Below are 12,156 nucleotides of genomic sequence, written 5' to 3' on the forward strand. Positions count from 1 at the left end.
ATATTTACACATTCTGCCTTGCGGAAGGTATGAAAAGTTCGATATGGAAGTCATTTTTTCAAATTACAGCATACTTATCGTTGACGATAATGAGATAAATGTGATGCTCTTACAGGTCATATTGGAAGAAGAGCGTTTTCACATTTACGCCGCGGCCAGTGCCGAGGAAGCTTTAGCTATTTTGGATAAAAATAGGATCGATCTCATATTGATGGACGTTATGATGCCCGAGGTTAGTGGATTTGAGTTGACAGAAAAACTGAAATCCACCGAGAAACTTCGGGATATTCCGATTTTGTTTATCACCGCATTAAATTCTCCAAATGATATTATTAAAGGGTTTGATTTAGGTGCCTGCGATTACGTGACGAAACCATTTAACCAGCTAGAACTTGTACGGCGCATTAAACATCAGATATCATTAATACATTCTCGGAATATCATTATAGAACAAAAGGATCGTCTTAAAGAGACGATGGAGAGTAGGGACCTGCTATATTCGATTGTCTCTCATGACCTCCGATCCCCCATTTCGTCACTTAAAATGATCCTGAATATACTGTCGTCAAAAGCGGAAGAAAATCAGCTCCCAGCAGAACTCGTAGACATGCTATATTCGGGAAGTGACATTGCGGAACAGCTGTTTTGTCTGTTAGATAATTTACTGAAGTGGACAAAGTCAAATATGGGCATACAGACCTCCATGTCCCAAGCATTTATGTTTGACGAAACGATAACTGGCGTTATCGAGGTATTGTTGCCGACAGCTAAATTAAAAGATGTAGCTATACACCTACAATTACAACATAATATCGAAATTCTTTTTGATGTCGATGTCATGAAAAGTATATTGCGTAACTTAATTATTAATGCTATAAAATTCAGTCATCAATCTGGAAATATTTTGATAAATCTCTATGCAGATGATAAATGGGCAGTATTCGAGGTAACGGACCATGGAGTCGGTATGTCGATAGTGACACAAGATAGGTTGCGGGCAAAAATTTATGGAACGTACTCCCTCGGTACGGCACGGGAAGGAGGAACTGGTTTGGGGCTGTGGATCGTACAACATTTTGTGACCATTAACCATGGAGAATTTTATTTTAGGTCAAAAGAAGGCGAAGGATCGTGTTTCGGTTTTAAAATACCTAGGATATCGTCTGATGAACAAATATTATACTAAAAATGGATATTACACGTAAACGCATACTCGTCTCTGGGGGAGCAGGATTCATAGGTTCGCATCTTTGTGAAAAGCTTTTGAAAGAAGGAAATGAGGTGCTTTGTCTTGATAATTTTTTCACCGGAGACAAGTCAAATGTAGTCCATCTGCTGAATGATCCTTATTTCGAGTTAATCAGACACGATGTTACCGAACCTTTTTTAGCCGAGGTAGACCAGATCTATAACCTTGCTTGCCCGGCAAGTCCGGTACACTATCAATATAATGCTATTAAAACGATCAAAACTTCGGTGATGGGAGCGATTCATATGCTGGGGTTAGCTAAGCGTGTGCATGCTCGTATCTTACAGGCTTCTACAAGTGAGATATACGGTAACCCAACAATTCACCCTCAGGAAGAGAGTTATTGGGGCAATGTAAATCCTATTGGCATTCGTTCTTGTTATGATGAAGGTAAACGATGTGCGGAAACGCTTTTTATGGACTATCATCGTCAGCATCGGGTCGATATTAAGATTGTGCGCATATTCAATACATATGGTCCAAGAATGCACCCGCAGGACGGACGTGTCGTCTCCAATTTTATTGTACAAGCCCTTCGAGGAGAGGATATTACCATCTACGGAGATGGAACGCAGACCCGTAGTTTCCAATATGTAGATGATCTAATCGACGGTATGGTCAAAATGATGGCGTCGGAAAACTTTATTGGCCCTGTAAACATCGGCAATCCGCATGAGTTTACCATGCTGCAGCTTGCAGAAAAAGTAATTGAACTCACGGATTCCAAATCCAACATTAAATTTATGCCGCTCCCGATGGATGATCCAAAGCAGCGCCAACCAAACATTGAATTAGCCAAGCAGGAACTTGGGTGGACACCAAAGGTACAGCTGGAAGAGGGGCTTCGAAATACCATAGATTATTTTACAAAAGTTATTTAAGGCATTTTATGAAAATTAATGTCCAGATCAAAAAATCACACGGGCACAACTTCTTTATTTCGTCTCTCGAATATACGCTTTATTCGTCCTATTTTATAAAAATCGTATAGAGCGATAATCAATAGAATGGCGCAAGTAAGATAGAACGTTCCATTTTCCAGATATAAATAGCCAACTCCACCAAACAATCCTCCGGCCACATAGGCAACCATAATAGTAAGAAGCAGATGAAATTTGTCGACCAATGCCTTATTATGTCTGTTTTCACGTTTACTAAACATAGAAACTAGAATAGCCAAATCGGTCGTGAGTCCCGTAAGATGAGTCGTTTTCACCACAGAATTTGATATACTTGCCGTAAGCCCATTTTGTAATCCCATAGCAAATAACAAGGCACCGACAAGAATCTCTGTTTCCTTCAAGGAGTTTTCGTAAAAGATATCTAGGTAAATCCCAACAAATAGAATACTCAAAAACTCTAAAATAACGGGAATTGCATGTGAAATATATTGACTCCAACGTCCTTTACCTTGAATAATCACAAAATTCGACAAAAAACTTCCGATAAAAAACAGCAATACCCACAATAGTACGACAGCGCCTTGATACCAGTTCCCTTTGCTTATCTCTTGAGCCAGCACGGCATAATACCCTGTTATATTAGATGTAAAAGCAAAAAAGACAGTCACAGAAGCAACATTTACCATCCCTGCCGAAAAAGCAGTCAACGCGCCTAATTTCACATTATCAGATTGTGTCCTATGATTACTATACTTTCTTAGCATATTGGTTTGATTGCTCCTTTCTTTCCAAAACGATTTCGATAATACCTTTGACTTGTAGATCGAAGTTTAAATGCAAAACCAGCCGATCTCTACTGATTTGCTGAATTTGAAAACTTTCGATCTGCTTACCCGCTTTACGAAGTTCCAAGACGTGTCCTCGTCCTTTAATAAACCATTCAATCTCACTGTCCTGTTCAGATGTTTCTGATTGTAGTGTCCCGTCCTCGTAAAATTTCCAAATACCGAGATGTAGATCTTCCACATTACGTAAAATTTCCTTCTTTAATCCCACTTGTAACTGCAAGTCGGAGCTTGCACTGATATTATCCTTTTCTAGCCGCCATTCCTTTTCCACCCACTCCCCTTGGATAAGGCGTTCGGGGCTTTCAAAATGCATAACAATCAAGGATGCGCCAATCAGTAAAAGAGCTACCAACAAGTAATTAAGGTTTACTAACACATCTCTATTCATAACTGAGTCTCCATTTTTTTCGAAAGAAAAATCCATCCAACGTATCCTGTCCTTTTAGTTTCCCTTCGCCCATAGAAACTGTTATGACTTCGGGCATATCGGACAGCTGTACGTTATTAAACATATCGACAATGTCAAAACTGTTCTTCGTATGCTTAAATTCAAATGCATCTGGCAACACAATTCGGGCGAATTGACGTCCTTTTAGATAGTTACTTACATAGCGTTTATTTTTTGAAATCATAAAATCAGCGTACATCTCCACTACCTTATTTTTAAAACGTGATTTTATCATCTCACATGCCTTCAGAAAATCTTCATCCTGTAGCTCTGCAAGATGATCGTCCAAAGTAAATCCCAATAACATACTAATGGATTCACCAAGATTATATCCACCGGTCAACACCAGCTCTACTTGTTCGTTTTTACTGCTTTCTAAATACTCCAAAGCGATTCGTAGCGAGTTAACGGTAAAATCTGTTGGGATAAGCACACGTTGTATCATTGACTTCTTATTGTTTTGATACAAAAGTAAGTCTGTGGCATAGCAACGGCATGAAACCCTAATTAGAATTTCATTAAACTTTCAATACAAAAATTAAAATGAGATTAAAAGAGGACTACCATATTAAAAAGGCATTAAATAGGGCTATAAGTGGGTAACTCTATGCGTACTGTTGTTCCTTTTCCCAGAGTCGACGCAACGGACAACTCGCCATCATGCATCTTGATGATATTCCGTGCTAAAGGCAACCCGATACCGTATCCTGAAAAATTTTGTGTATTGGAGGCTCTAAAATAAGGATCATAAATATAAGAGAGTTCTTTTTCGGGAATGCCGATACCTTCATCTCTAATTAGTATGAGAACGCCATTTTCAAACGCTCCAAGCGCTACGTAAGCCGTATGGTCCGGAGAATACTTGCAGGCATTAGAAACGACATTAGAAATGGCTAACTGAAGCAGAGGCGCTAGCCCATTTACTTTGAGTTTCATACTATCATCGGGAAGCATACTAAAATCGGTTTTAATATGAAACCGTTCATTGATGGCTTTGACGGTCATCTCCGCATCCATTATAATCTGGTCGATACGAACAGGTTTAAAATTAAGTTTATTGTTTTTTTCATATCCTGTTCTGGCAAGCAACAATAATGCATTCGTTTTTCTCTCCAAGTTTCCCGCAGCATCGACTATCTTTTGCATCGCTTGTTTATATTCTTCCACCGTTCGCTCTTTAGAAAGTGCGAGGTCTGCAATACCGATAATTGATGTTAGCGGTGTATTGAGTTCATGTGATGCATTGCCGATAAAATTTTTCTGCGTTTCAAAAGATGTTTCAACACGATTGAGCATTCTGTTAAATGTATTCGCTAATTTATGCAAAACGCCTTTATGTTTCTCTTCGCTTAACCGCAAATATAAATTTTCAGAACCGATTTTTTTCACCTCATCAATCAGTCCGTGGATAGGCTTAATAAAGGAGCCCTTCACCAATAGCGAAACCACAATGACAAATAACACCCCTAAAACGAGAGCAATCAGCAACAAGTTTTGTAAATAGTGCAAATGATGCGTATAAAAATAGTTCTCTGCTGATACTCCGACAATATAGTTTTTGCCTTGTTGCCGATAAAATTTTGTCGAATAAAAAGTGTTCCCTTCCTTAAAATTAGCTTCCCCCTGTTTATCTACCTTTTCCCATAAGTAAGCATTAAACCCACTGTTATTTATAATATTCGCTTTTTCGTCAAATTCAACGATAAACGCTCGTTGATTATTTAGTTCTTCCACATAGGTTAGCGACCAATCTGCCCGATTTTCTTTTCCGTTCCACATTTGTTCCGCAGCGAGGTTTCGGCGTAAATCCAAACGTTTGTAAAAATCAGAAAAGGCAAAATTGGTAATCGAGTACATGATAAATGCCACAAAAGAAACGGTATAAATCACTAAGATAGTAATCAGCGCATATAACGTTTTGTTGTAACTTCTCATCTAATTTTCTATTTTTAATACATACCCCATGCCGATAACCGTATGGATAGCTTTTACCGGGGTTGCTTTCTCTATTTTTTTACGCAAATAATTAACGTATACATCCACCACATTAGATCCGATATCAAAGTTGATTCCCCATATTTTGTCCAGCAGTTCACTTCGTTGGAAAACTTTTTGTGGCGATTGGATAAAAAGTAAAAGTAACCGATATTCAGTAGCTGTTAAGTTAAGCTCTTGTCCGTTGACAAACGCCACCTTTTTATAATCATCGATTTCGATTAATTTGTAAATATATCGGTGTTTCTCTGTAGCCTGCGATTGTTTCGCTATTTCGAGGTTTCGACGTATCAATGTCCGTACTCGAGCCTTGAGTTCAATTAACTTAAACGGTTTAGATAAGTAATCGTCCGCTCCGCTATCCAAACCCAATACAACATTTTCAGGACCGCCGAGAGCAGTAACCATCAAAATGGGCAAGTTGATGTATCCTAGATTACGAAAATTTTTGCAGATGTCTAATCCGTTTGTTTCTGGGAGCAAAACATCCAGAATAACCAGATCTATCTTATTTGTCTGCAATAGACGAAGTGCACGCTCATAATTCGTGGCGTGCAAAACAGAAGCTCCGTCCTCTTCCAACCCTTGAATGATGACATCGGCGACGTTTTTCTCGTCTTCAATTAACAATATTTGTTTTCCTTTCATGATACCCCTAACTGTTTAGCAAATCGATACGCTGCTAAATTAAAAATTTTGTGGACTTCACTTTTAAACTTTCACAAAAAAAGGCGCCTTTGCGCCTTTTTCCTATAAATTCTTCATGATGGAATGCCCCATTCGGTCTCTTTTTGTTTTGAGGTAGGACTCATTATATGGATTGGGTTCAATTTCTATCGGCACATTATCGACAATTTCCAGACCATAACCTACAAGTCCGGCACGTTTGGTGGGATTGTTAGACATTAAACGCATTTTGGAAACCCCCATATGACGCAAAATCTGTGCACCTACCCCATAATCACGTAAATCGGCTTTAAACCCCAGTTGAAGATTAGCATCAACTGTATCTACCCCCTCCTCTTGTAACCGGTATGCATGGAGTTTATTTACCAAACCTATTCCACGCCCTTCCTGATTCATGTAAACAACAATACCTTTACCTTCTTTCTGAATCATTTCCATGGCTTTATGAAGCTGTGGCCCACAATCACATCTACACGACCCAAAAATATCACCCGTCATACAAGAGCTGTGTACCCGTACTAAAATTGGCTCGTTTTCTTTCCACTCTCCTTTGAACAAAGCGAGGTGTTGCTCGCCTGTATTTTTTTGCGTGAATGCTTTTAACTTAAAGTCGCCCCATTGCGTAGGCATTTGAACCGTCTCCTCTTCCTGGATAAGGGAATCATGTTTCAGCCGGTACTCTATTAAATCCTGAATACTAACAATTTTAAGGTCAAACCGCTCGGCTACAGGGATTAAATCCGGAAGACGCGCCATTTCTCCGTCTTCTTTTAAGATTTCTACTAATACACCGGCAGGTTCAAATCCAGCTAAACGCGCCAGATCAATAGCAGCTTCGGTATGACCTGTACGTCGTAATACGCCACCATCTTTGGCAATTAACGGAAAGATATGTCCCGGACGACCCAATTCCTCGGGTTTAATATCGGGGTTTATCAATGCTTGAATGGTTTTTGATCGATCAGACGCTGATATACCCGTTGTGCATCCGTATCCCTGCAAGTCGACGGAAACTGTAAAATTGGTTTCATAAACCGCCGTATTTTGCCCTACCATCAAGCCCAGATCCAACTCCTCACAACGTTCTTGCGTCAGCGGAACACATACGAGCCCTCTACCATGCGTTGCCATGAAGTTTATTATTTCGGGTGTAGCGTTCCGGGCAGCTGTAACAAAATCTCCCTCATTTTCCCGATCTTCATCATCCACCACAATGACAACTTTCCCCGCCTTAATATCTTCTATAGCCTCCGCTATTGTATTTAATTTTATCTCCATCTTCGTATGCGCTTAATCTATGCAAAGGTAGATTTCATATGTAAATAATTTGTCTTTTAAAGGTCATATGGAATATCCTGTCAAAATCCCTGTGTTATATTTTCTTTCTATTAAATTTAGAAATGACCCATTTCCAAGCCCGTTCCGCTTTCTGCTTATATTGATCCGCATCAAATAAAGCCGAATCGGTTGTTGACTTATAGGTTAAAAATGCCGCCAACGGTGTAAGCACAATAATCGCCATCCACATTCCAATAAGAGGATCCATACTCCCGTCTTTTGCGGCTTTTTCTGCCATCGTGGATATAATGTGATATATCAAAAAGAAAATGATAGCTACCACAACAGGCAAACCAAGTCCTCCTTTGCGGATAATTGCACCTAGCGGTGCACCTATAGCAAAAAGCAATAGACAGGACACCGCTAACGTAAACTTTCTATGAAATTCAATGTGGTAACGAATATCTCTATCGGCAAAAGCTCGAAACTCAATATCTTTCATTTCCAACACACTATTCATCTGCTGCGCTTGGCTCAACGCGTTGCTGATGATACCACGACGCTGGTCTTCTGGCACGTAATCCGTCACGAAATCGCGAAATTCTTTCACCGTTGCTTGTTGCACCGTGTCGGCTCGATAATAAGGAGAAAAATAAGAGACGTAACTTTGTGTTTCCGATAATATCTGCCGAGAAATACTATCCAATTGCAAGCGATTCGAATCGGTGTATAATTTAAGCTGCTTTAAGTTGAGCATGGAATGATGAGACTTAAATAAACTTTCATCCGTCCTTTTCATCTGAAAGGCTTCCATATCAAACTTCTGTTCTGTTTCGGCAAAACGGAAACGTGTAAATTGCTGTCGTGGATCGTATCGTTTAGCATTCTTAACGCGTGATTCTTCGTATCGGACACCATCTCTCAGTCGCAATATCATATAGTTATTGTCGGCAGAATTATGCATAAAACCTTCTTTTGCCAACAGCACATTATTAGCTGCATTACCGGTTCGATGGTCATAAATCATCAAATCATACAATATTGTCCCGTCCTCACTTTTATTCTTGGCACGAATAGAATAACCGGGGATAGATTTATTAAATATTCCGGGTTTAATCAGAAAATCAGCTTTCTTATTGCGCACATCCCACAATAACGAACCCATTTTCAAGTTGACCACGGGTAGTATATAATCGGAAAACAGGAAAGAGCCTCCCGCAAATAGCGTAACCAGCACAATAAGTGGTGTCATGGCTTTTCGCAAGGAAAATCCAGCAGCTTTGATGGCAACCAATTCATAACTTTCTCCAAGATTACCAAAAGTCATAATAGAGGACAGCAACATAGAAAGCGGCAATGCCATAGACAACTGGACAGCACACTGATAACCGATAAGTTCCATCAATACATACCACTCAAAACCTTTCCCGATGAGATCATCGATATACTTAAATAAAAAAAGCATTAATAGCACAAACATCACGATACAAAAACATACCATGAACGGCCTAATAAATGCTTGTAAAATTAATAAGTGTATCTTCTTCATATCACCTCTTATCGATCATCGCAATACGGCTACAAAGATACTATTTTTTTCGGTAGTAATCTTAACTTATGCGCCTATAACACTCTGCAGATAGCCGACAGAATTGTTCCATATCTGCTTCCTATCTTCCAAATTATCAGGCTTTACAAAATCGGTGATGGCAAGTGCTACGTCATTGGTTAATTCATCCTGTATAATCTCTATTTCAAAATAATAAGGCTCGTCCTCCAGCCATTTAAAACGTACACTTTTATTCTCCTTTACCGAGACTAATTTGGCCCGATTCATCTCGTCGTCCCATATGAACTCATAGATACCCTCTTTGTAATTGACGTCATCAGCAAACCATTGCGCCAATGCATTCGGCTCATGGATAAAAGGAAACAAAATTCGTGGTGATGAATTTATAATATACTCTAAGTGAATTTCTACTTTCTTTTCCATATAGTTTGTTTTGGTTAATTAAAAAACCAAGCTATTTTGTCTGTCGGTAAGTATACAATTTTATTTTGTGATTCAAAACAGAATAACAGAATTAATTTTTTACATCGATTGTTTACGAAAACAAAAAAAATATTTTTTGCCTTTGGAAATGGCGACTTATTGCTATATTTGCATCACGAAAAACGGCGGGGTAGCTCAGATGGTTAGAGCGCAGGATTCATAACCCTGAGGTCGGCAGTTCGATCCTGCTCCCCGCTACTTGGTTATCAGAGGGTTACATGTAAAAATGTAACCCTCTTTGTTTTTGGTACGGAACTAAATTATCAATGCTTTTTTTGCAGACGAAATGCAACATACGGCAGTTATTATATTTTCCATATCTTTGTTAACATGAATGCAGCACACTACATAGGAAAAAACTGCCTCATGGTCATTTTTTTGATCATGGCTATTTCGCTAAAGGCTGTTTCTTCTACGAAATCTACTATAGATTATACGCATAATGATCCTGCCGAACAAAGTCTTATTACGTTTGCCAAGAAACTATTGGGTGTCAAATATAAATATGGCGCAGCGAGTCCATCTCAAGGGTTCGACTGTTCCGGCTTTGTCCATTATGTATTTAAACAGTTTGGTATAACATTGCCCAGAAGCTCTTCTGCTATCGGACAAACCGGTGACAACATTTCGTTAGCGGAGGCCAAAGCCGGTGATATCATCCTATTTACCGGTACCAACCCGGCAAAGAGAATAATAGGTCATGTCGGTATTGTTTTGTCAAATAACAAGGGGAAAGAATTACGTTTTATCCATGCAAGCTCCGGTAAAGCGTACGCGGTCACCGAAACGTCGTTGGAAGGCAGCTACAAAAAGCGGTTCATGAAGGTGATCCGAGTTATATAACGCAACTTATCTTTTAGAAAATAGAGAACGTCCTAGCTTTTTTCGTGTTATTATTGTCAAGTAAGGGTAGATCCCCTGTACAGTAATCAGCGCATTACGGAAGATCATCATGCTAAACGGATACAATTCCAAAAAATATATCCCGAACTGTTAAGGCTGACATACTACCACTTAATATAATCTTAAACATACCGCTACGATTTGTTAATTTTAAAAAGTGACTTTTGTGAAAACAAAAATTTATCAGCTAAAAATATGAATTTAAAACTCACTACACTCATTGCCGGGCTTTTTATTTCAAACTTCGTCTACGGACAAGAGATTGCCAAAGGAATAGTTTATGAGGACACAAACCTGAACGGTAAAAGGGATGCAAAAGAAAAAGGAGTAGCACAAGTTGCCGTCAGCAACGGGATAGATGTTGTCCTTACCGATGCATCAGGGCGCTACAGCATTCCAGCGCGGGATAATAGTATTTTTTTTGTTATCAAACCCAACGGCTATCAGTTCCCAGTGGACGAAAATAACAAGCCAAAATTTTATTATATCCACAAACCGGCGGGGTCACCTAACCTAAAGTATGAAGGCAGTAAACCAACCGGAAAACTACCTAAATCTGTCGATTTTGCTTTAAAAAAAGATGTCAACGAGCAAAAGAATTTTAGTGCTTTAGTCTTTGGTGATCCACAGGCATACAATTTGGATGAGATTGATTATTTTGACAGGGGTATTATACAGGATATTGTGGATAAAGAGAAGTTCTCTTTTGGTCTGAGTTTAGGGGATTTAGTGGGTGACGATCTGGTTTTACACGCTCCTTATATAGAAACCGTAGGTAAGCTTGGTCTTCCTTGGTTTAACGTAATGGGAAACCACGACATGAATTATGATGTTCAGGAGGATATATTGTCTGATGAAACATATGAAAGCAATTTCGGACCCAATAATTTCTCTTTTAATTACGGAGATGCACATTTTATCATCCTTGATAACATTTTATATCCTAATCCCCGCACAGGAAAAGGCTATTTGGGTGGTTTCCGAAAAGATCAACTAGACTTTGTAGAAAACAATTTAAAGTTCGTCCCGAAAGATAAATTGATTGTACTAGCCTTCCACATCCCCCTCTTTCACGAAAATTCCAATGTTTTCCGAGATGAAGACAGACAGCGTTTATTCGATTTGTTGGCAGAATATCCTAATACGCTTTCGCTATCTGCGCATACGCATCTCCAAAGACATAATTTTTACACCAAAGATGATGGCTGGAAACAGGAGAAGCCGCACCACGAATATAATGTAGGTACTACTTCAGGTGATTGGTATTCGGGGTTAAAAAATAAACAGGGTGTACCTGCATCGACGATGCGTGATGGAACCCCAAAAGGTTACGCCATCTTGAACATCAGTGGCAATACCTATACAGTTGACTACAAAGTAGCAGGCGAGCCCGACGATTACCAGTTAAGCATTACGTTCCCAACAGAATTGCAACAAAGGAACGTTAGACGTCATACCCTGTATGCAAACTTTTTTATCGGCTCCGCTAATGATGTGGTAGAATATAGTCTCGATGGTAAAAGCTGGATCAAAATGCAACACACCGAAATAGAAGATCCTCGTTATCAATTCAACGTATTGAAGTTTGATAACGCAGCAACCTTAATGGATGGACGCAGACCATCGGCAGCGGCACCATCTACCCACATCTGGGAAACTAAACTACCTGGAAAATTGGAAATGGGCCAACACACTATACAGGTAAGAGCTACCGATATGTTCGGAAAAACACACTTACAAACGAAGGAACTAAAAATAGTTCAATAAATAGCTTAAAAAAAGAGTGCTATGTT

At 39.3% G+C, this 12,156-nt stretch carries 12 protein-coding genes and 1 tRNA gene; 5 read left to right on the forward strand and 8 right to left on the reverse strand.

Annotated features, from left to right (window positions below):
- The first annotated feature begins 43 nt into the window (after positions 1-43).
- Entirely contained in the window at positions 44-1,186 is a 1,143-nt protein-coding gene (locus tag EWE74_RS09750) for a hybrid sensor histidine kinase/response regulator (RefSeq protein ID WP_130141368.1), read from the forward strand.
- A 2-nt stretch (positions 1,187-1,188) separates the two neighbouring features.
- A complete protein-coding gene (locus EWE74_RS09755; RefSeq protein ID WP_239018614.1) occupies positions 1,189-2,130 on the forward strand; it encodes a UDP-glucuronic acid decarboxylase family protein in 942 nt (313 codons plus the stop codon).
- 35 nt (positions 2,131-2,165) lie between these two features.
- On the opposite strand, the gene EWE74_RS09760 is transcribed toward EWE74_RS09755, so the two are convergent.
- The 8 genes from EWE74_RS09760 to EWE74_RS09795 all read right to left on the reverse strand — a co-directional run bounded on the left by EWE74_RS09760 (position 2,166) and on the right by EWE74_RS09795 (position 9,400).
- On the reverse strand, positions 2,166-2,915 hold the full coding sequence (locus EWE74_RS09760; protein ID WP_130141369.1) for a YoaK family protein: 750 nt from the start codon (positions 2,913-2,915) through the stop codon (positions 2,166-2,168).
- Positions 2,899-3,387, reverse strand: a complete 489-nt coding sequence (locus EWE74_RS09765; RefSeq protein ID WP_130141370.1) for a hypothetical protein — start codon at positions 3,385-3,387, stop codon at positions 2,899-2,901. Before EWE74_RS09765 ends, EWE74_RS09760 begins: the two co-directional genes overlap by 17 nt.
- Positions 3,380-3,892 (reverse strand): hypothetical protein, encoded by a 513-nt coding sequence (locus EWE74_RS09770; protein WP_130141371.1) that lies wholly within the window; start codon positions 3,890-3,892, stop codon positions 3,380-3,382. Before EWE74_RS09770 ends, EWE74_RS09765 begins: the two co-directional genes overlap by 8 nt.
- A gap of 134 nt (positions 3,893-4,026) precedes the next feature.
- Positions 4,027-5,382: a HAMP domain-containing sensor histidine kinase gene (locus EWE74_RS09775; protein ID WP_130141372.1), complete on the reverse strand. Its 1,356-nt coding sequence runs from the start codon at positions 5,380-5,382 to the stop codon at positions 4,027-4,029.
- The gene (locus tag EWE74_RS09780) at positions 5,383-6,090 is read right to left on the reverse strand and encodes a response regulator transcription factor (RefSeq protein WP_130141373.1); all 708 of its coding nucleotides are present in this window, start codon (positions 6,088-6,090) and stop codon (positions 5,383-5,385) included.
- A gap of 102 nt (positions 6,091-6,192) precedes the next feature.
- The gene (locus EWE74_RS09785; RefSeq protein ID WP_130141374.1) at positions 6,193-7,407 is read right to left on the reverse strand and encodes a bifunctional 3,4-dihydroxy-2-butanone-4-phosphate synthase/GTP cyclohydrolase II; all 1,215 of its coding nucleotides are present in this window, start codon (positions 7,405-7,407) and stop codon (positions 6,193-6,195) included.
- A gap of 94 nt (positions 7,408-7,501) precedes the next feature.
- Entirely contained in the window at positions 7,502-8,956 is a 1,455-nt protein-coding gene (locus EWE74_RS09790; protein ID WP_130141375.1) for an LptF/LptG family permease, read from the reverse strand.
- Between the two features lie 66 nt (positions 8,957-9,022).
- Positions 9,023-9,400 (reverse strand): START-like domain-containing protein, encoded by a 378-nt coding sequence (locus EWE74_RS09795; protein ID WP_130141376.1) that lies wholly within the window; start codon positions 9,398-9,400, stop codon positions 9,023-9,025.
- Positions 9,401-9,584: 184 nt separating this feature from the next.
- Here EWE74_RS09795 and EWE74_RS09800 point away from each other — a divergent pair.
- The 3 genes from EWE74_RS09800 (at position 9,585) to EWE74_RS09810 (ending at position 12,130) form a co-directional block, all read left to right on the forward strand.
- A tRNA-Met gene (locus EWE74_RS09800) sits at positions 9,585-9,658 on the forward strand.
- 168 nt (positions 9,659-9,826) lie between these two features.
- Positions 9,827-10,303, forward strand: a complete 477-nt coding sequence (locus EWE74_RS09805) for a C40 family peptidase (protein ID WP_165384683.1) — start codon at positions 9,827-9,829, stop codon at positions 10,301-10,303.
- A 255-nt stretch (positions 10,304-10,558) separates the two neighbouring features.
- Positions 10,559-12,130 (forward strand): calcineurin-like phosphoesterase C-terminal domain-containing protein, encoded by a 1,572-nt coding sequence (locus EWE74_RS09810; protein ID WP_130141378.1) that lies wholly within the window; start codon positions 10,559-10,561, stop codon positions 12,128-12,130.
- Positions 12,131-12,156: the final 26 nt, after the last annotated feature.

The organism is Sphingobacterium corticibacterium (genome assembly GCF_004208525.1).
GTDB classification, from domain to species: Bacteria; Bacteroidota; Bacteroidia; order Sphingobacteriales; family Sphingobacteriaceae; genus Sphingobacterium; species Sphingobacterium corticibacterium.